Genomic DNA, 19521 nt, shown 5'->3' on the forward strand with positions numbered 1-19521 from the left:
CCTGACTCCGCCATGTCCGCGTTGCCCGAAACCCTTCCCGCGCCCGCCGCCGAGGTCGAGCGCCTCGCCACGCGGCTGCGTCACCAGGTCGGCAAGGCGATCACGGATTTCCGCATGGTCGAGGACGGCGACAAGGTGATGGTGTGCCTGTCCGGCGGCAAGGATTCCTACACCTTGCTGGACATGCTGCTGCAGCTGCAGGCCAAGGCGCCGGTGCGCTTCGAGCTGATCGCGGTGAACCTGGACCAGAAACAGCCGGGCTTCCCGGAGCACGTGCTGCCGGAGTACCTGACCTCGCGTGGCGTGCCGTTCCACATCATCGAGCAGGACACCTACAGCACGGTGACCCGGGTGATTCCCGAGGGCAAGACCATGTGCAGCCTGTGCTCGCGGCTGCGCCGCGGCTCGCTGTACACCTGGGCGGCGGCCAACGGCATCACCAAGATCGCGCTGGGCCACCATCGCGACGACATCCTCGCCACCTTCTTCCTCAACCTGTTCCACCAGGCCAGCTTGAAGGCGATGCCGCCCAAGCTGCGCTCGGATGACGGCCGCCACGTGGTGATCCGCCCGCTGGCCTACTGCCGCGAGAGCGAAATCGCCGAGTACGCTGCTCTGAGGGAATTTCCGATCATCCCCTGCAACCTGTGCGGCTCGCAGGAGAACCTGCAGCGCAAGCAGGTGCGGCGGATGCTGGACGAGTGGGAGCGCGACTTCCCCGGCCGCAGCGAGACGATGTTCCGCGCGCTGGGCAATGTGGCTCCGTCGCAGCTGGCCGACCGCAAGTTGTTTGATTTCGAGGGCCTCGGCGCGGGTGAGCGCACGGGCGGCGGCGAAATCTGAGATCATTGGGTGTTCGTCCGAATGGACGTCCATACTTCCATACGTGGCATCAGCGAGGAATAACGTGTCCATCTTTGCTTCCGTTGAAATGGCTCCGGGCGATCCGATCCTCGGCCTTACCGAAACCTACCTTGCCGATCCGCGCAAGGAGAAGGTGAACCTGGGCGTGGGCATCTATGTGGACGAGCAGGGCAAGGTGCCGGTGCTGGACGCGGTGCGCCAGGTGGAACAGGCGCTGGCGCGCGACAACCTGCCGCGCAGCTACCTGCCGATCGACGGCCTGCCCGCGTACAACCGCGCGACGCAGAAGCTGCTGTTCGGCGAAGGCGCGCCCATTCTCGACGCGGGCCGCGTGGCCACCGCGCAGACCATCGGCGGCAGCGGTGCGCTGCGCGTGGGCGCCGACCTGCTCAAACAGGTGCTGGGCGCGAACGCGAAACTGGCGATCAGCAACCCCAGCTGGGGCAACCACCACGTGGTGTTCCGCACCGCCGGCTTCCAGCTGATCGACTACCGCTACTACGACGACGCCAGCCACGGCCTCGACTTCGCCGGCATGCTGGCCGACCTCGGCAAGCTGGAACCCGGCACCGTGGTGCTGCTGCATGCCTGCTGCCACAACCCTACCGGCGTGGACCTGGACGCCGCGCAGTGGGCGCAGGTGGTGGCGTTGCTGAAGGACCGCGGTCTGCTGCCCTTCGTCGACATGGCCTATCAGGGCTTCGACCAGAACGCCACCGCGGATGCCACCGCGGTGCGCCTGTTGGCCGACTCGGGTATCCCCGCCTTCGTGGTGGCGAATTCCTACTCCAAGTCGTTCTCGCTGTACGGCGAGCGCGTCGGTGCGCTCAGCTTCGTGGGCGCGGATCGCGACGAGGCGGCGCGCCTGCTGTCGCGCATCAAGACCACCATCCGTGCCAACTACTCCAGCCCGGCCACCCACGGCGGCAAGCTGGTGGCGGGCGTACTGGAGAGCGCCGAACTGCACGCGTTGTGGGAGCAGGAACTGGGCGCGATGCGCGGCCGCATCCATGCGATGCGCGCGGCCTTTGTGGACAAGCTCGCCGCGCTGGGTGCGCCGGACTTCGGCTTCATCAACAGGCAGGCCGGCATGTTCTCCTACTCGGGCCTGAGCAAGGCGCAAGTGGACCGCCTGCGCGAGGAGTTCGCGATCTATGCGCTCTCCAGCGGCCGCATTTGCGTGGCTGCGCTCAATACCGGCAATATCGACTACGTGACCAAGGCCGTCGCGGCCGTCTGCCGCTGATGGCGTTGTCCCATCACCTGAACCGTTCGCGCTGAGCGTAGCCCGCACAGCGGGCGGAGTCGAAGCGCCATCGCACCGCGCGCTGCCCTTCGACTCTGTCCCTGCGGGACGACGCCCGGGGCGAACGGCGTTCGTGTCGAGCCTTTACTGGATAGAGCATGTTCTTCCGCAACCTCACGCTGTTCCGCTTTTCCCCTGCCGTCGCCGATGACCTGAAGCGCCTGGACGAAGCCCTGGGCGAGCATCGCCTGCGCCCCTGCGGCCCGCTGGAGATGTTCACCAAGGGCTTCGTGCCGCCGGTAGGCCGTGGCGACGAGGCGCCGCTCACCCTCGCAGTGAAGCACTGCACCTGGCTCACCGTGGGCGGTGAGGACAAGCTGTTGCCGGCCGCCGTGGTCAACGACGAACTGCAGCGCAAGGTGCGCAAGATCGCCGAGGAAGAAGGCCGCAAGGTGGGTGGGCGCGAACGCAAGCGCCTCAAGGAAGACCTGCTCACCGAGTTGTTGCCGCGCGCCTTCGTGCGCAGCTCGCGGATGTCCGCCTACGTCGACACCAAGCACGGCTGGCTGGTGCTGGATACCTCCAGCCGCAAGAGCGCCGAGAACGCGCTCAGCCAGGTGCGCGAGGCGTTGGGCAGCTTCCCCGCCGTGCCGCTGGCGCCGGAGGAAGGCCCGCGCGTGCTGATGACCGACTGGCTCGCCAACGGCACGCTGCCCGCCGGCCTCGCATTCGGCGACGAAGTGGAGCTGCGCGACCCGGCCAGCGCCACCGGCGCCATCGCCAAGTGCCGCCGTCAGGATCTCGATGCGGAAGAGGTGAAGGAGCACCTGCGCAACGGCAAGCAGGTATTCCAGCTCGGCCTGGTGTTCGACGACCGCATGAGCTTCGTGCTGGGCGAAGACCTGATCGTGCGCAAGCTGAAGTTCCTCGACGTGGTGATGGACGAGCTGGGCGACAGCTTCGAGGACGCCCAGGCCGAGGCCGACGCCGGCTTTGCCCTGCTCACCCTGGAACTGGAGCGGCTGCTCGCCAAGCTCGAGGAATGGTTCGGTTTGCCTCGTCCCAGCGACGGCTGAGATTGGCGCCAGATCACGCTTCCGTGGGGGCATGACCCGCAGCCCTTGCGTCGGGATGCGGTTCTCCCCACATACTGTCCGTCCGGGCACGCCCCTCCACGGCGTAGCTCCGGACGAGCAGGCAGCAGGATCATGGCGCAGCATCTCGAAGGCGACTGGCTGGAACTGGCGACCGCAGGCGGCAATACCATCCGCGTGCTCAAGGCCACCCATCCGCGTGCGCGGCGCCTGCGCCTCACCGTGACGCCCAAGGGCGCCCGCGTCACCTATCCCGACGGCACCCATCCGGCCCAGGTCAGCGCCTTCCTGCGCCACCACGCCGACTGGCTGGAACAGAAGCTCGACGAACTGAACCTGATCGTGAAGCCGTTGCCGCCGCTGCGCGTGGGGCATGCCAGCACGCTGCCGCTGCGCGGCGAGCTGGCCACGCTTGACTGGGCCGACGGCGCCTATCCGAAGATCGAGGCGCACGCCGAAGGCCTCACCCTGGTGATCCCGCGCCCGCACACCCGCGCCTTGCCGGTGGCGCGCGGCCTGCTCGCTTCGCATTTCGAATCCCTGATCCGCCGCGACGTGGCGCGCTGGCTGGCGTTCTACGTGCCGCAACTGGGGCTGGCGCCCACCGCGCTGAAAGTGCGGCCGATGAAGAGCCTGTGGGGCAGCCTCGACACCCGCGACCGCATCAACCTCGACCTCGCGCTGGCGTTGGCGCCGCCCGTCGCGTTGCGCTACGTGCTGGTGCACGAACTCTGTCATCTCCGGGTGCGCAGCCACGCACCACGCTTCTGGGCGCAGGTGGAAAGCCTGTTGCCTGACTGGCGCGAACAGCGCGACTGGCTGCGCGTCAACGGCGCCACGTTGAAGGCGGAGCTGGATCGGCTGGTGGCCGACGTGGCGGATTGAAGCGCTCGCGTAAGCCTGCCGCAGCGCATTCTCCGGGGCGCGACCAGATGGCCAGGTCCAATCGCAAGTATCAGTGCGGGTCGGTCCGATCCGCGGATATCCCGCGCCTCGCGTTCATTCGATGAAATGCCAGGTAGGCAAACGCCGCGAGCGCCAGGCATCCATATTCGTAGCTGACTCTTTTCAGACCGAGGGCGACGATATCTTTTTCGTAAACGACCACCGCCAGTGCCAACATCAGCAAGGGGTAGATGTACATGTACGCGTTGAGCGGTTTCTTGTAGCGAAGCAAGGTAAATACGGCCGGTATCGGAAGAGCGGCGCAGAGCAGATATCCCATCATCATCGTCGCGCCCATTCGGGCGCACTTTTCAAGCGGGCCGGAATCGCAGAAAAACACACTGATGAACATCATCCCGACGCCGAGGGCGGTCGGCCTTCCAATGGCAGGCACGCTCATCGCAAGCAAGGCGAAGCGGATGAACACCTCGAACTTTTCCCGCATGGCTGCGTCTCCTTGTCCATCGCGATGAGCGAACGACGTCTGCTTCGGGCCGAACACAGGCGCCCGGATCGAACTCGTCCGATCCAGGCGCCCATATATACGTCCCGGCCGTTATCGCGCAACGGTCCACCCGCTCCGGCCTGCGTGGCGTTCCGTCGAACGACCTGACAACCGTCACTCGATCATGGCATCGCGGCAGCGCATGCTGGCGGCATCGCTCCGGTGGGAGTCGCCGCCATGTCCTTTCCCTTCGCTACCGTCGTTGCCGCGGTCTGGCTGGTGTGGCTGCTGTACTGGTTCGTCAGCGCGTTCGGCAACAAGGCGGCCGCACGGGTGGACAGCTGGGGATCGCTGTTGGTGTACCGGATTCCGCTGCTGCTGGCCTTCTTGTTGCTGTTCGCCCATGGCGGCGGCACACACCTGGCCGGTTTGTGGCGGCGCTTCCTGCCGTGGTCGCAAGGCTGGGCGTGGCTGGGGCTCGCGCTGCTGCTGCTCGGGCTGGCGTTCGCCTGCTGGGCGCGGGTGGCGCTGGGCCGCAACTGGAGCGCCACGGTGCAGCTGAAGCAGGACCACGAGCTGGTCGTGGTCGGTCCCTATCGCTGGGTGCGTCACCCGATCTACACCGGCATGTTGCTTGGTCTGCTCGGCACGGCGCTGGTGTTCGGCGAATGGCGCGGCCTGCTGGCACTGGCACTCGTCGCCGCCGCGTTCTGGTTCAAGCTGCGTCACGAGGAAGCCTGGATGCGCGAACGCTTCGGTGCTGCCTATGTAGGCTACATGCGACGCACGAAGGCGCTGATTCCCGGTTTGTGGTGATCCCGGGAGATTGCGCGTCCGGCCTGGTGGCTGGTTGCCCGCATATGGGGCGTCTTTGCCTTGGACTCCGGCTGGGCTGGAGTGCCGTTCGTGACGCGAGGTTCCGGTCTGTTCACAACCATCCGACCAGCACGGGGCACTCAACTTGGCACCCGGCGTTTCATCTGCGCGCCGACGCTTTCGATTCGAGTGGCCGTTGCATAAGGCAAACGTAACGACCGCCTGAAGTGTCGTCGGTCGGACAGACAACGGCGGGATGGCTACACGGCAAGGACGGGAGGCTGCTACGCGGCAGGGTATCGCTCGCCATCGCGCCGGCCTCCGGGTCATGCATCGCGCTTGCCTCGCGGCGCCGACAGCCTTCTTTCGTCAGGCAACCCGAATGGAGGAATCTCCATGGCAAGCACCTCGATTTCCGTACTGATCACGCGCCGCCTCGCACTGGCCCTGGTCGTGGCCGGGATGGCCGCAGGCGGTTTGCAGATGAGGCCGGCATTCGCTCAAACCGACGGTGGCAACATCCTCGTCGCCGACCAGTTCAACAACCGCGTCGTCGAAATCAATCGCCAGACGCACCAAGTGGTGTGGCACTTCGGCAACGGCTCCGATCTGCCTGGCCCACACAGCGTGGTCGGTACCAACGACGCCGAACGTTTCGGCACGTTTACCCTGATATCCGGCACCGGCACGCCGCCGGGCCTGCCGGGTTGCGGCGACACGGTGAACGGTTGCCCCGACAACCGCGTGTTCATCGTCGACCACTATGGCGACATCATCTGGCAATACGGCCAGGCGGGCGTCGCGGGGGCGGGGCCGGACCAGCTCAACACGCCGGTGCAGGCATTGTTCCTGGTCAGCTTCCCGGGCCGGTACGGCCCGCACGTGCTGATCGCCGACCAGGCCAACCAGCGCATCATCCTGGTCAACCTGCGCAAGCAGGTCGTGTGGCAGTACGGCGCTACGGGCGTATCCGGCAACGGGCCGGGCCAGCTCAACAACCCGAACAGCGCCGAGGTGCTGACCAACGGCCACATCCTGATCGCCGACGAAAACAATAACCGGGTGATCGAGATCACACCGGCCGGGAAGCTGGTGAAGACATTCACCGCGCAAGGCACGGTGAGCGGCGCCGCCTTCGCCAGCCGACTGCCCAACGGCCACACGCTGATCACCGACTCCAACAACAACCGCATCGTCGAGGTGGACGGCAACGACAAGCCGGTGTGGCAGTACTTCACCAACACCGAGGCCGGCAGCAATCCGACGCCGTTGCCCACGCGGGCGGTGCGTTTGCGCAATGGTCATACGTTGATTAGCGACCAGTTCAACGATCGCGTGATCGAGGTCGACATGCTGGGCAAGACCGTGTTCACGCAAGGGGGCTTGAACACGCCGGGCAGCGGCTACGACCAGCTCAATGGCCCCTATGACGCCAAGCAGATCGGTGATTTCACCGGACTGACGCCGCCGTTCGGCGACTGAGGCGACGCGTATCTACCCGTGCCGGAATGCCAGGCCCCGCCACGTGGCAGGGCCTGGCTCTGATGAAGCGGACCCTCAGTGCGACAGCGCGAACGAGGTGAGGATCTGCGCGGTCTCCTCGGGCTTCTCCAGTTCCGGCATGTGGCCGCAGCCGTTGAGCGTGCTGGTGCTGATCGCCGGGGCGTGGGTGAGGCCGTTGCGCAGGCTGTCCTGCGCGGAGATGTCGATGATCTTGTCGTCTTTGCACCACAGGCCGAGCACCGGCATGGTGAGCTTGTCCAGGCGATTCTGCACGGCGAGGTATTGCGAGGGTTCGAGCAGTTCTTTGAACACCTTGGTGATGAAGGCGTGGTCCGCCACGTTGCGCGCCACCAGCACGTCGACAAAGCGGCCGGGGATCGCCGGCCGCTGCGCGAAGGCCAGGTCGGTGCCGCGCCAGAAGCCGGCGCGGTCGGAGAACACGAACGGATCCTTGCCGGCGAGCGTCTCGCGGGCGAAGGCGTTTTCCGTGAACTTCAGGCCGAACGCGTCGAACAGCGCCAGCTCGCCCACGTGCTCGGGATGCTCGGCGGCATAGGTGCCGGCGATCGCGCCGCCCATCGAGTGGCCGACCAGCAGGAAGCGGCCCAGGCCCAGCGTCTGCACGAAGGTCTGCAGCCGCGCGGCTTGGTTGTCGATGTTGTAGCTCGCGCTCATGTCGCGCGAGGACTCGCCCCAGCCCGGCAGGTCCGGGATGAGCAGGTGGAAGTGCGGCGTGAGCAGCTTGGCCAGCGGCAGCCACACTTCCTTGCTGTCGGCGAAGCCGTGCAGCAACACGATGGTGGGGCCTTCGCCACCCTCGTAATACGACCAGCGCGTGTCGCCGGCCTGCACCGTGTGTTTTTCGAGGTGAGCGGCCATCGCCTCGCGCGCGATATCGGCGCGGAACAGCCACTGCGGCGCGAACAGATAGCTGCCGCCCAGCAGCACGCCCAGCACCACGGCCACGATGGCGAGGAACTTCAGCCGGCGGAGCAGCATGCGCTGCCAGAGCGGGCGGGTGGTGGTGTCGGCGGTGGGCATGATCGTGATCCTGGGGGTGGTGCGCGCCTCCCCCATGTACGGGGAAGGGCAGGGATAGGCTTGCGCATTGGCGGGCGTCGGCGCGCCCTTCCGTCCCCCGCGAACGAGGGACGGGGTGTTCAGCCTACTTGGCGGCGGCTTGCTTGGTCTTCGCCTTGGCAAACAACCGCTCCACCGCTTGCTGGGTCATCGGGTGGTAACCGTCCTTCGCCTTGGCGTAAACCTGTTCGGCATAGGCCAGGCCATCGGGCGTTTTCGCGAACGCGCCGTACACCGGCATGGTGAGGTAGAGCCGGCCGATACGGGTCATGTGCTCGGCGGCGGCGGGCCACACGGCCTTGTCGCCGGCGGCGATGGCGTGCACGTACCAGCGCATGCCGATCTCGGCGTTGTGCGTGCCGGTGAGGTGCCAGGCGGCGTCGAGCTGCTGCATCTGTTCGAGCTTCGGCGCATCGGGCAGGCGGTCGAGGAAGTACATCCACTCCTGGGTGTTCCAGTCCTTCGCATCGAGCTTGGCGGCAGGCAGGCTACCGGCGAGGAAGGCGCCGCGCTCCTTGTCGATCATGTCGAAGCGCGGCGAGTCGGGCAGCGGCGCGTCCTTCGGGATGCCGGCGCCGTACACCCAGGCCCGCACTTCGTCCCAGCTCATCTTGCCGGGGTACTTCTCGATCAGGTTGGGCTTGAGGTACGCCAGCATCTGCTCGGTGGTGATGCTGTGCCAGGCGAAGTGGTCGAAGTAGCTCTTGAGGTAGGCGTCGAAGTGCTCGCGGCCGAATTTCTGTTCCAGCGTGCGCAGGAACCACGAGCCCTTGTCGTAGGCCACGTCGGAGAGCGCGTCATCGGCGCCCACGCCGCGCGGTTCGGGTGCCAGCTTCTGCGAGTTCGCAGGCATGTGGGCGATGGATTTCTGCAGCGCGCGGGCGGAAAGCAGCGCCTCCTCGTCGGCCAGGCGCTTGCCGTACAGCGCCTCGGTGATGCGGCCCTGCACGTAGGTGGTGAAGCCTTCGTTGAGCCAGCCGTCGCGCCATGCGGCATTGGTCACCAGGTTGCCCGACCACGAGTGCGCCAGCTCGTGCGAGATCACGCTGACCAGGCTCTTGTCGCCCACGATGATCGTCGGCGTGGCGAAGGTCATGTTGGGGTTTTCCATGCCGCCGAAGGGGAAGGACGGCGGCAGCACCAGCAAGTCGTAGCGACCCCAGCGGTAGGGGCCGTACAGCGACTCGGCCGTTTCGATCATCTTCTCGGTGTCGGCGAACTCGCTCGCGGCCTTGTCCACCACGGAACGCTCGGCGTACACCGCCGAACGCGGCCCGGTTTCCTTCACCGCGATGTCGCCGGCGGCGATGGCGAGCAGGTAGGACGGGATCGCGTGCGGCTGGTCGAACTTGAAGTCGCCGTCCAGCGGATGTTTCGCGTCGTTGAGCGCGCTCATCACTACGCGCACGTCCTTCGGCGCCGTGACGTGGGCGTCGTAAGTGAAGCGGATCGCCGGCGAATCCTGCAGCGGCACCCACGAGCGCGCATGGATGGATTCGGACTGCGAGAACATGAAGGGCAGCTTCTTGTCCGCCGTCTGCGCGGGCAGCAGCCATTGCAGGCCGGAGGCGTCGGGCGAGGTGACGTAGGCGATGCGCACCTGCGCCGGGTGCTTCGGCGTCTCGATGGTGAGCTTGCTGCCCAGTTCCTTGTCGGAGGACGCCAGCGCGTATTTCAGCGTTTGCGTCTTGCCGTCCGCGTCCAGCGCGTCGATGGAGGCGATCTTCAGATCGCGCGTGTCCAGCACCAGCGATACCGCTTTCGGATTCTTCCAGTCCAGCTTCAGCGTGGCCACGCCGTCCAGCTGCTTGTGCGGGAAGTCGATCTTCAGGTCCAGGTCGAGATGCGTCACCACCACTTGGTCGGGCTGGGCGTAGGAGTGCGGGTCGTTGGCGTGGGCGGCCAACGGCAGCACGAGGGCGCCGAGGGCGAGGAGGGGAAGCAGGCGCATGCAGCGGCTCCGGCAGGGAAACGGAATGCGGAGTATGCCACCGGCGCGCCGCCGGCCGCCTTGCTGAACGGCGCGGTGCCCGGGCTGCACCTGAAGGCGGCTGGCCGGCGCTGCCGTGTAAAATGCATCATTTTCAGTCTGATTCCATGGCGAAAGCTTCCACACGGGCGCCCGTGCTGGGCCCGGCGTTCATTCGCCTGCTGGCCCGCTTCGGCGATACCGATCTTCCGCGCACGCCGCCGGTGCTGACCGAACGGCTGGCCCAGTGGTTCGACTGGAACCGTGCCCTGGTTCTGTCGCGGGCGCTGGACGGCAGCCTGCCCGTTGCCGGAGACGGGCAGGATTTCGACGACGCGCAGGATGCCGAGTGCGTGGGCGTGCGCCAATCGCTGGTACAGGCGATCGATGCCGACATCGCGCCTGCCTCCGACTACCAGCCCTATCGCCAGCACTGCGTGGCCGCGCAGCGCGCGATGCAGGCGGCTACCGGCCTGCTGCGCGGGCGCCTGCGCGACATGCTCGCCCGCCAGTCGCCGGCCAAGGCGCGGCTGGCCGAGGTCGACGCAGTGATGGAGGCCACGCTCAGCCCGCGCGAACTGATGCTGCTGGCCAGGGTCCCCGGCCTGCTCGGTTTGCACTTCCAGCGCCTGCGCGATGCCGGCGCGCCATCCCGTGCCGGCGCCGATGCGCCGGACGACTTTCCCGCGACTCCCGCCGCCAGCCCGTGGCTGGCACGGTTCCGCCAGGACATGCGCATGGCGCTGCTGGCCGAACTGGAGGTCCGCTTCCACCCCATCGACGGCCTGCTCGCAGCGCTGCGCACCCGGTAACCGTATTGCCCATGTCCAGAAACCTTATCGCTCCCACCGTGTTCCTTGCCGGCCTGCTGGCCGTGTGCTGGATCGGCGTCGGCTACCTCGGCAACCACCCGCTGGCCGTCGCCGTCGCCGCGCTGATCGCCGCGTGCTATCTCGCCGGTGCGTTCGAACTGCTGCGCTACCGCGAGGCCACCGCCACACTGGTGCAGGCGTTGCCGTCCATCGAACAGGCCGGTACCGACCTCGGCGGCTGGCTCGGCCGCCTGCAACCGGGTCTGCGCAACAGCGTGCGTCTGCGCATCGAAGGCGAGCGCGCGGGCTTGCCCGCGCCGGCGCTGACGCCCTACCTCGTGGGCCTGCTGGTGCTGCTGGGCATGCTTGGTACCTTGCTGGGTATGGTGGCCACCTTGCGCGGCACCGGCCTGGCGTTGGAAAGCGCCACCGATCTGGAAGCCATCCGCAGTTCGCTGGCCGCGCCGGTCAAGGGCCTGGGCTTCGCTTTCGGCACCTCGATTGCCGGCGTGGCGAGTTCGGCGGCGCTGGGGCTGCTGTCGGCGCTGCTGCGCCGCGAACGCGCACAGGCCGTGCAGCAGCTGGATGCCGGCATCGCTGCGCACCTTGGCCAGCTCTCACCATCGTTGCAGCGCCGCGAGACCTTCCGCGTGCTGCAGGAACAGAACGCGCTGATGCCGGTGCTGGTGGAGCGCCTGCATGCGCTGGCCGAGACACTGGAACGCCAGCAGCAGGCCGCCGGCGAACGCTTGCAGGCCAGCCAGCAGGCCTTCCACCAGCGCACCGAGGCGGCTTACACGCAACTGGCCGCGACCCTGCAGCAGGCGCTGCACGATGGCATCGCCCAGCAGGCCAACGCCGTCGGCGCCACACTGCAGCCGGTGGTGGACACCACCATGGTCGGGCTGGCCGAACAATCCGGGCGCCTGCATGCGGCGATCGAACAGGCCGTGCGCAAGCAACTCGATGGCCTCGATGTCGCGGTGCAGGGTGCGGCCGGCGCGGCTCGCGACAGCTGGAGCGCAGCGGTTGCGGAGCAGCAGCGCGGCAACGCGGCGTTGGCCGATGGCCTGCAGCAGGCGCTGCAGCAGTTCGCCACGACCTTTGAGCAACGCTCGGCGGCAATGGTCGACAGCGTGGCCGTACGGCTGGAAGACAACACGGCCCGCACTGCCGAGGCGTGGAACAGCGCGCTCACCCGTCAGCATGAGGCGCACGACGCTCTGGCCCAGCGCAACGAACAGGCGCTGGTGGCCGCCTCGGCCAGCTTCGACCAGCACGCCCGCGCCCTGGTCGGCAACTTGCAGCAGTCGCATGGCGAACTGCAGTCGGCTTTCGCCGAACGCAGCGATGCAATGATCCAGTCGATGCAAGGCTCGCACGGCGAACTGCAGGATGTGTTGCAGGCACGCGACGCCGAGCGCCTTGCGCAATGGCGCGATGCCTTCGCCGCGTTGACCGGCGAACTCGGCCAGCGTTGGGAGCGCGGCAGCGAACAGGTCGCGGCACACCAGCAACAGGTCTGCGCCACGCTGGAAAAGACCGCGCAGGCGATGAGCGAACAGGCGCAGGCGCAGGCCCGCGACACCTTGGCCGAAATCGCGCGGCTGGTCGCCACCGCTTCCGAAGCGCCGCGTGCCGCCGCCGAGGTGGTGGCCGAGCTGCGGCAGAAGCTGACCGACAGCATGGTGCGCGACACCGCCATGCTGGAGGAGCGTGGCCGCCTGCTGGAAACCCTGCAGACCCTGCTCGATGCGATCAACCATGCCTCCACCGAGCAGCGCGGCGCCATCGACGCGCTGGTCGCCACCTCGGCCGACCTGCTGGAACGCGTCGGCAACCGCTTCACGGCGCAGATCGAGAGCGACACCGGCAGGCTCGACGAAGCCGCCGCCCACGTCACCGGCAGTGCGGTGGAAGTAGCCAGCCTGGGTGAGGCGTTCGGCGGTGCGGTACAGCTGTTCGGCCAGTCCACCGGGGCGTTGAACGAACGCCTGCAAGGCATCGAGTCGGCGCTGGACAAGTCGCTGGCGCGCAGCGACGAGCAGCTGGCCTACTACGTGGCGCAAGCGCGCGAGGTGATCGAGCTGAGCATGCTTTCGCAGAAGCAGATCATTGGCGAGCTGCAGCAACTGGCCGGCGCGCGCAGCAGCGCAGAGGCCGCCAGCGCATGAGCGACGAGATCGAGTTCGACGCTGAATCCAGCGCCACCACCTGGGCTGCGTTCGGCGACTTGATGTCGGTGCTGCTGGGTGCGTTCGTGCTGATCCTGGCGAGCGTCATCGGCACCCAGCTGTTGCTGCACAACCGGCTGGACGAGGAAGTGAAGCAGCGCCAGGCGGAGGCCGCCCGGCTCAAGACGCTGGAACAGGCGCTGGCCGCGCCGCTGGCCGCCGGCCGCGTGACCGTGATCGACGGCCGCATCGGCATCAGCGGCAACGTGTTGTTCGCGCTCAACTCCGACCAGCTGCAGCCCGCCGGCCGGGAGTTGCTGCAGAGCATCGCCGGCCCGCTGCGCGACTACCTGTCCGCGCGCGACGAAATCCTGATGGCCAGCGGTTTCACCGACAACCAGCCGGTGCGCGTGGCCAATGCGCGTTTCGCCGACAACCTGGAGTTGTCGGCCGCCCGTGCGCTGACCGTCACCCGCGCGTTGATTGCCGACGGCGTGCCGTCATCGTCGGTGTTCGCCGCCGCGTTCGGCGCCGAGCAACCGGTCGGTTCCAACGACGACGAAGCCGGCCGCGCGAAGAATCGCCGCGTGGAAATCGCGCCGGTCCCGCGCCAGCGGTCCGGCGGCAAGGTCGATGCGCACTGATCCGGCCGGTGTCCACGCGCGGCTCGATGCCTGGCGCCAGCAGGGGGTCGACCGTGTCGACCCGCTGCGCTTCGCGCTGATGAGCGCGCTGGCGCAACGCGCGGTACGTCACAACGGCCCGATACGGCACCGGCTGGACGCCCGCCTGCGCGAACTGGCCGATGCCTACGCCGACCTGCTCGCCGACCCTCCCGGAGCGAAGCCATCGCGAAGTGCAGGGGAAAGCCCGCTGAAGCAGTTGCTGGAGCAGTTCGCCGAGATGCCGCGCCTGAATGCCGCTGCGCTGGCCGCACCCGCGGCACAGGCGGGGGAAGCCGCTGGATCGGCGCCTGTCGCCGACGCCGCGCCGATGCCGGTGCTGGAGGAGTTCCAGCAACTGTGGAGCCGCATCCGCATCGACGGCCTGCTGCGCCAGTGCCTGGATTCGCTGTCCGAAGACGCCGGCCCCCTGCATTCCAGCGTGTTGACCTACCGCGCGATGATGCTGATGGGCGAAGTCTCGCCCGGGTACCTGCAACACTTCATCGCCTACACCGACGTGCTGACGTGGATGGAGCAGCTGGGCGGCGGCGCGGTCGCCGGCCACGATGCCGACGGCGCCACCGGTGCCCGCAAGCCTGCGCGTGCCGGTGGCGGCCGGCGGAAGAAGCCGCCGCCGCCGGATCAGCTGTAGCGGTCCGCCAGCTTGTCGGTGGCTTCGACCAGCGCATCGACGATGGCCGGATCGGCGGCGCTGTGGCCGGCTAGCACGATGCGCAGCGCGGCCTCGGGCCACGCCTCGTGCAAGTCGAGCGCGGTCTTCACCGGGCAGATGATGTCGTAGCGGCCGTGCACGATGGTGGCGGGGATGCGGCGTATCTTCGCGACGTCGCGCAGCAGCTGGCCGGGTTCGAGAAACATGCCGTGACGGAAGTAGTGCACCTCCAGCCGGGCCAGGCTCACCGCCTTGTGCGGATCGGCGAAATCGCCGCTGGCGTCGGGATCGTGGACCAGCGTGGTGCTGCCGCCTTCGTAGGCGCTCCAGGCCTGCGCGGCGGTGAGACGCGTCGCTTCGTCGTCGCTGTCGAGGCGTTTCCAGTACGCCTCGGTCATGTTGCCGCGCTCGGCCTCGGGGATGAAATCGCGGAAGCGGGCCCAGCGCTCGGGGAAGATGTAGCGTGCCCCGCCATCCGCTTCGTTGAACCAGCGCAACTCCTCGTCGCGGGCGAGGAAGATGCCGCGCAATACCAGGCCCAGCACGCGTTCGGGGTGCGCCTGGGCATAGGCCAGCGCCAGCGTGGAGCCCCAGGAGCCGCCGAACACCACCCAGCGCTCGATGCCGAGTTCCTCGCGGATCGCCTCGATGTCGGCGACCAGATGCGCGGTGGTGTTGTCGGTGAGATCGGCGAACGGCGTGGACTGTCCTGCGCCGCGCTGATCGAACAGCACCGCGTGCCAGCGCTTCGGATCGAAGAAGCGGCGGTGGTACGGCGCGATGCCCGCGCCGGGGCCGCCGTGCAGGAATATCACTGGCAAGGCATCGGGCGTGCCGCACTCCTCGACATACAGCGTGTGCCGCGCGTCGACGGCGAGGCGGCGGGTGCGGAAAGGTTCGATCTCGGGGTACAGCTCGCGCATGGTGCGTTCCGGGGGATGTCGGGTCTGCAGGGGATCAGGCGAATTGCAATGCCGCGGTGAGGTCGCCCGGCGCCGGGCCGCCGGCGTCGCGCATGGCTTCGTCTCGGATCGCGATGCCGGGCAACGGCTCCAGGCCGAAGCGGCGGTTGAGGAAGCGCTGGATCGAGCCGGTGTCGTAGATGGTGTGATCCACGTAGCCGCGCTTCGCGTGCGGCGAGATCACCAGCGCGGGGATGCGCGTGCCCGGCCCCCAGCGATCGCCCTTGGGCGGCGCCACGTGGTCCCACCAGCCGCCGTTCTCGTCCACGGTGATCACCACCAAGGTGTGCTGCCACAGCGGACTCTTCTGCAGCGCTTCGATGATGCCGGTGATGTGCGCGTCGCCGGCGGCCACATCGGAATAGCCGGCATGCATGTTGAGATCGCCCTGCGGCTTGTAGAACGCCACCGGGGGCAGCCTGCCTTTCGCGATATCGGCGATGAAGCGGTTGGTGGAGGCGTCGTTGCCGGTGCCGCCGTCGCGCAGGTGTCGCTTGCGTGCGGCGCTGCCGGGCGCGAACGCCTTGAAGTAGTTGAGCGGCTGGTGGTGGATCTGGAAGTTGGGGCCGTAGGGAAACGCGTCGTGGGTGCCGCGCACGCCCTTGCCGTCCAGCGCCAGTTGCCAGCCCCCGCCGTACCAGGCCCAGTCGACGCCGGCTGCGTCGAGCCGGTCGCCGATGGTGGCGTGCACCTGCGGCGGCAGCGTGCTGGGGTCGGTGGGATCGGCCAGCGACGGAGTCTTCGGATCCTCGGTGAAGGCGGGCGCATAGGGCGGACCCATCGTGTTCACTGCCCAGAAATCAGGCGTGAGCGCCATGCGCGAGGCGAACTTCGGTCGGCCCTGCATCGCGCTGGCGGGCGAATCCTCGGCCAGCTTGGGGAGGATGCCGGTGGGGTCGTCGCCTTCCAGTTCGGCGATCTGGAATTTCGCCGAGCCCTGGTCGGCGTCCGGAAAGAACGGCGGCTGCGCGGCGATGAGGTACTGGTGGTTGAGGAAGGAGCCGCCGAAGGCGCCCATGAAGAAGTTGTCGCACAGCGTGTACTGCCGCGCCAGCTGCCACAGTGCGAGCTTGTCCGCGCTGTCGCCGTAGTGGCCCATCACCAGCGCGCCGCTGTCACCCCAGGCCACGAAGCCATCGTTCCTGCCGCCGTTGATCTGCAGCTGGTTGTTGTAGAAGTTGTGGATCAGGTCGCGGGTAACCAGCGCCTGCGGCAGCGGCTCGCCCTCCGGCGTGGTGAGCGCGAAGGGCGCATTGGTGAGTCCGTGGATCGCGTCTTCGGTGATCTGGTACTCGCGGCCGTTGAGGGTTTGCTTGTGCGGCATCAGGCCGTGCCAGATCGGCGGCAGCGTGTCGAGCAGCTTGCCGTCGCGGTCGCGTTGCTGGAATTGCTCGGGCTTCAGCGCGGACAGCGGCTGCGCAAGACCGGGGAAACCGCCGAACAGGTTGTTGAAGCTGCGGTTCTCCGCGTAGATCACCACCACGTGGCGGATGTGCTTGCGCAAGGCGACATCCAGCGCGCTGTCGGCCGCGTCGGCCACGCGTGGGTCGTGGTTGAGCATGGAGGCCTTGCTGCTGCCCACGGCCAACGCAGCGCCGGCTATCGCGATGCCGCCCAGCAGCCGGCGCCGGGCCGGATCGATCGGTGCGTCGTCGATCGCGCTGGGTGGAACGGGCGGCAGCTTTTCGGTCATGGTGTGCACTCGTCAACGGCGAGAGGTAGGGAGTATGCACGCCGCGCGGCGGCCGCGGCTCAGGCGGAAGCGGCGCATGGGCCCGATCGGGGCCTGGCCGGCGCGACGGGACAGGCACGGTTCATGGATGAAGCACGCGAGGCGAACGGTGGAACGATTTCCCGGCACCGGTTCAGTCCAGCGGCAGCTTGCGCGCGGCATCCCACATCGCGCGGGTGATGGCGCGGTTCGCGTGCGGCGCCTGCAGCACGATCAAGGTGGTGGTGCTGATGCTGGCGTGGATCTTCAGCAGGCGGTCGAGCACGCTTTCCAGATGGCCGATGGACATCGCCACCACGCGCAGCAGGGCGGAATCCTCGCCGGCGAGGCGGCGGCAGTCCAGCACTTCGGGGATGTCGGCGACGATCAGGCCGATGCGTGCGCAGATGCCGCCGTCGCAGCGCAGCCGCACCATCGCCTCGATGCGGTAACCCAGTCGCTTGGGTTCCACCACCGCGCGATAGCCGGCGATCACGCCGGCTTCCTCCAGCCGTTTCACGCGCTCGGCCACGGCGGGCGCGGACAGGCGCACCTTGCGGCCCAGTTCGGCGTAGCCCAGGCGCGCGTCGCGCTGCAGGGCTTCCAGCAACTGCCAATCCTTGGCGTCCAGTTCGGGTTTCGATTCCAAGGCGGCATGCTCCGGTTTTTGTTTCGATCGATGGCGAAACATCGTGACGGCCTGTCGATGCATTATTCCTCGGCATCGCACGCAAGACTAGGATGCGCACTCCCCATCCGTCGCCGGAATCCCCCCATGAGCGTCACCGAGCGCCTCGATGCACGTGCCCTGATCTGCATCGCCATCGCGCTGATCACCTGGTCGTCGGCCTATGCCGCGATCGCGTACGCGCTGGCCTCGTTCACGCCGGGCGAGGTGGCGTTCTCGCGCCTTGCTATCGCCTCGTTGTGCTTCGCGGTGCTGCTGGCAGTCAAGCGTGTGCCGCTGCCGGCGCGACGCGACTGGCTGCAGCTGTTCGTGCTGGGGTTGATCGGGCTCACCACCTACCACGTCTGCCTCAACTGGGCGGAAACGCGCATCGCCAGCGGCACCGCGTCCATCATCATCTGCCTGGTGCCCGCGGCGACGGCGGCGGTGTCGGCGTTGTGGCTGCGCGAGCGCCTGAGTCTGCGCACCTGGACCGGCCTTGCCATCGCGCTGGTCGGTACGGTGCTGGTGGTGCTGGCCAGCGGCCAGAAGGTCGAGGCCGATCCGAAGGCGCTGCTGGTGCTGGTGTGCGTGCTGGCCTCGGCGATCTTCTTCGTGGGGCAGAAGCCGCTGTTCGCGCGCTCGGGCACGCTGGCGGTCACCGCCTGCACCTTCTTCGCCGGCACGCTGGGTTGTCTGCCGTTCGCGGGCGGCCTGCCGCAGGCGCTGGCGGCGGCGCCCTGGTCGCATGTGGTCGCGTTGCTGTGGCTGGGCATCGCGCCGAGTTTCATCGGCTACCTGGCCTGGAACATGGCCGTCCACCGCGCCAGTGCCTCGCGCGTGTCCAGCTTCATCTACCTTTCGCCGCCGATCGCCATCGTGATCGGCTGGGCGTGGCTGGGCGAAGTACCCGGCGCGATGGTGCTGGTGGGCGGTGCCATCGTGATCGGCGGCGTGGTGATGGCGAATGCGCGGCGCCGGGCTGCGCCGGCGCCTGCGGCGGTCTCGGAGCCGACGTGAGTTCCGGCGAGGTGCTGCGCATCGCAGCCTTCGCCGACGGCGATGCCGGCGGCAATCCGGCGGGTGTGCTGATCGCCGATGCCTTGCCGGACGCGGCGGCGATGCAACGGATCGCCGCCGAGGTCGGCTTTTCGGAAACCGCCTTCGCCACGCGCCAGGGCGATGGCTGGCGGGTGCGTTATTTCTCCCCCGAATCCGAGGTCCCGTTCTGCGGCCACGCCACGATCGCGCTGGGTGCGGCGCTGGCGCTCGCGCAGGGCGACGGCGTGTTCGCGCTGACCCTCAACGCGGCGAAGATCACCGTCGAAGGTCGCAGCGCGGACGGCGTCTTGAGCGCGGCGCTGCAATCGCCGCCGACCCGCAGCGCACCCGCGTCTGAAGCGCTGGTAGACGAGGCGCTGGCACTGTTCGGCTACACCCGCGAACATCTCGATCCACGCCTGCCGCCTGCGCTGATCCACGGCGGTGCGGATCATCTGGCATTGGCCCTGCGCAGCCGCGAAGCATTGGCGGCGATGGCCTACGAGCTGGACGCCGGCCGTGCCTTGATGCGCCGCGCCGGGCTGGTCACCATCCTGCTCGCCCATGCGCAGGCGCCGCAGTGTTTCCACACCCGCAACCCCTTCGCCTCCGGCGGTGTCTACGAGGACCCGGCCACCGGCGCCGCGACCGCGGCCTTCGCCGGTTACCTGCGCGATCTTGGCTGGCCGCACGGCGGCGACATCGAGGTGTTGCAGGGCGTGGACATGGGCTGCCCTTCGCGCCTCAAGGCCGAGATTCCGGCGGAGCCGGGCAGTTCCATCCGCGTCTCCGGCAGGGCGCGGCTGATATAGCCACGCGCGGCGAGGCCGACCGTATCGTTCGACAATCAACCG

18 protein-coding genes are annotated in these 19521 nt (G+C 68.0%); 12 read left to right on the plus strand and 6 right to left on the minus strand.

Going from position 1 to position 19521, the window contains the following annotated elements; genetic code table 11:
- Positions 1 to 12 precede the first annotated feature (12 nt).
- The 4 genes from ttcA (at position 13) to ISP14_RS05130 (ending at position 4089) form a co-directional block, all read left to right on the plus strand.
- The gene (ttcA, locus tag ISP14_RS05115; protein ID WP_404536816.1) at positions 13 to 843 is read left to right on the plus strand and encodes a tRNA 2-thiocytidine(32) synthetase TtcA; all 831 of its coding nucleotides are present in this window, start codon (positions 13 to 15) and stop codon (positions 841 to 843) included.
- Between the two features lie 64 nt (positions 844 to 907).
- Complete coding sequence (locus ISP14_RS05120; protein WP_404536817.1) at positions 908 to 2110, plus strand: amino acid aminotransferase; 1203 nt, start codon at positions 908 to 910, stop codon at positions 2108 to 2110.
- Positions 2111 to 2268: 158 nt separating this feature from the next.
- Positions 2269 to 3186, plus strand: a complete 918-nt coding sequence (locus ISP14_RS05125) for a recombination-associated protein RdgC (RefSeq protein ID WP_404536818.1) — start codon at positions 2269 to 2271, stop codon at positions 3184 to 3186.
- A 132-nt stretch (positions 3187 to 3318) separates the two neighbouring features.
- Positions 3319 to 4089 carry a M48 family metallopeptidase gene (locus ISP14_RS05130; protein WP_404536819.1) on the plus strand — a complete coding sequence of 257 codons (771 nt, stop codon included), beginning with the start codon at positions 3319 to 3321 and terminating at the stop codon, positions 4087 to 4089.
- Between the two features lie 70 nt (positions 4090 to 4159).
- On the opposite strand, the gene ISP14_RS05135 is transcribed toward ISP14_RS05130, so the two are convergent.
- Positions 4160 to 4594, minus strand: a complete 435-nt coding sequence (locus tag ISP14_RS05135; RefSeq protein ID WP_404536821.1) for a hypothetical protein — start codon at positions 4592 to 4594, stop codon at positions 4160 to 4162.
- A gap of 237 nt (positions 4595 to 4831) precedes the next feature.
- Here ISP14_RS05135 and ISP14_RS05140 point away from each other — a divergent pair, with 237 nt between their 5' ends.
- Together ISP14_RS05140 and ISP14_RS05145 are read left to right on the plus strand one after the other, a co-directional pair.
- Entirely contained in the window at positions 4832 to 5410 is a 579-nt protein-coding gene (locus ISP14_RS05140) for a methyltransferase family protein (RefSeq protein WP_404536822.1), read from the plus strand.
- Positions 5411 to 5806: 396 nt separating this feature from the next.
- Positions 5807 to 6892, plus strand: a complete 1086-nt coding sequence (locus ISP14_RS05145) for an NHL repeat-containing protein (protein WP_404536823.1) — start codon at positions 5807 to 5809, stop codon at positions 6890 to 6892.
- A gap of 75 nt (positions 6893 to 6967) precedes the next feature.
- Here ISP14_RS05145 and ISP14_RS05150 read toward each other — a convergent pair whose 3' ends face one another.
- Positions 6968 to 7954, minus strand: coding sequence for an alpha/beta fold hydrolase (locus ISP14_RS05150; RefSeq protein WP_404536824.1), 987 nt, complete (start codon positions 7952 to 7954; stop codon positions 6968 to 6970).
- Positions 7955 to 8078: 124 nt separating this feature from the next.
- Positions 8079 to 9944: a M1 family metallopeptidase gene (locus tag ISP14_RS05155; protein ID WP_404536825.1), complete on the minus strand. Its 1866-nt coding sequence runs from the start codon at positions 9942 to 9944 to the stop codon at positions 8079 to 8081.
- A gap of 146 nt (positions 9945 to 10090) precedes the next feature.
- On the opposite strand from ISP14_RS05155, the gene ISP14_RS05160 reads away from it, so the two are divergent.
- From ISP14_RS05160 to ISP14_RS05175, 4 genes are read left to right on the plus strand one after another with little or no spacing between them, the layout of a single operon-like run.
- Positions 10091 to 10774 carry a DUF3348 domain-containing protein gene (locus ISP14_RS05160; protein WP_404536826.1) on the plus strand — a complete coding sequence of 228 codons (684 nt, stop codon included), beginning with the start codon at positions 10091 to 10093 and terminating at the stop codon, positions 10772 to 10774.
- Between the two features lie 11 nt (positions 10775 to 10785).
- A complete protein-coding gene (locus tag ISP14_RS05165; RefSeq protein WP_404536828.1) occupies positions 10786 to 12948 on the plus strand; it encodes a DUF802 domain-containing protein in 2163 nt (720 codons plus the stop codon).
- Positions 12945 to 13592, plus strand: coding sequence for an OmpA family protein (locus ISP14_RS05170; protein WP_404536829.1), 648 nt, complete (start codon positions 12945 to 12947; stop codon positions 13590 to 13592). Before ISP14_RS05165 ends, ISP14_RS05170 begins: the two co-directional genes overlap by 4 nt.
- Positions 13582 to 14265: a DUF2894 domain-containing protein gene (locus tag ISP14_RS05175; protein ID WP_404536830.1), complete on the plus strand. Its 684-nt coding sequence runs from the start codon at positions 13582 to 13584 to the stop codon at positions 14263 to 14265. Before ISP14_RS05170 ends, ISP14_RS05175 begins: the two co-directional genes overlap by 11 nt.
- On the opposite strand, the gene pip is transcribed toward ISP14_RS05175, so the two are convergent.
- The 3 genes from pip to ISP14_RS05190 all read right to left on the minus strand — a co-directional run bounded on the left by pip (position 14256) and on the right by ISP14_RS05190 (position 17608).
- Positions 14256 to 15209, minus strand: coding sequence for a prolyl aminopeptidase (gene pip, locus ISP14_RS05180; RefSeq protein WP_404536831.1), 954 nt, complete (start codon positions 15207 to 15209; stop codon positions 14256 to 14258). The two genes, ISP14_RS05175 and pip, sit on opposite strands and share 10 nt — an antisense overlap.
- 34 nt (positions 15210 to 15243) lie before the next feature.
- On the minus strand, positions 15244 to 16941 hold the full coding sequence (gene acpA / locus ISP14_RS05185) for an acid phosphatase (protein WP_404536832.1): 1698 nt from the start codon (positions 16939 to 16941) through the stop codon (positions 15244 to 15246).
- Positions 16942 to 17113: 172 nt separating this feature from the next.
- Entirely contained in the window at positions 17114 to 17608 is a 495-nt protein-coding gene (locus ISP14_RS05190) for an Lrp/AsnC family transcriptional regulator (protein ID WP_404536833.1), read from the minus strand.
- A gap of 126 nt (positions 17609 to 17734) precedes the next feature.
- Between ISP14_RS05190 and ISP14_RS05195 the strand changes: the two genes are divergently transcribed.
- Both ISP14_RS05195 and ISP14_RS05200 read left to right on the plus strand, forming a co-directional pair.
- Positions 17735 to 18646, plus strand: a complete 912-nt coding sequence (locus ISP14_RS05195; RefSeq protein WP_404536834.1) for a DMT family transporter — start codon at positions 17735 to 17737, stop codon at positions 18644 to 18646.
- Positions 18643 to 19479 carry a PhzF family phenazine biosynthesis protein gene (locus ISP14_RS05200; RefSeq protein ID WP_404536835.1) on the plus strand — a complete coding sequence of 279 codons (837 nt, stop codon included), beginning with the start codon at positions 18643 to 18645 and terminating at the stop codon, positions 19477 to 19479. The genes ISP14_RS05195 and ISP14_RS05200 overlap by 4 nt, the downstream gene beginning before the upstream one ends.
- Positions 19480 to 19521 lie beyond the last annotated feature (42 nt).

The sequence above is a fragment of the Dyella agri genome, assembly GCF_044904705.1.
In the GTDB taxonomy this organism is placed as follows: domain Bacteria; phylum Pseudomonadota; class Gammaproteobacteria; order Xanthomonadales; family Rhodanobacteraceae; genus Rhodanobacter_A; species Rhodanobacter_A agri.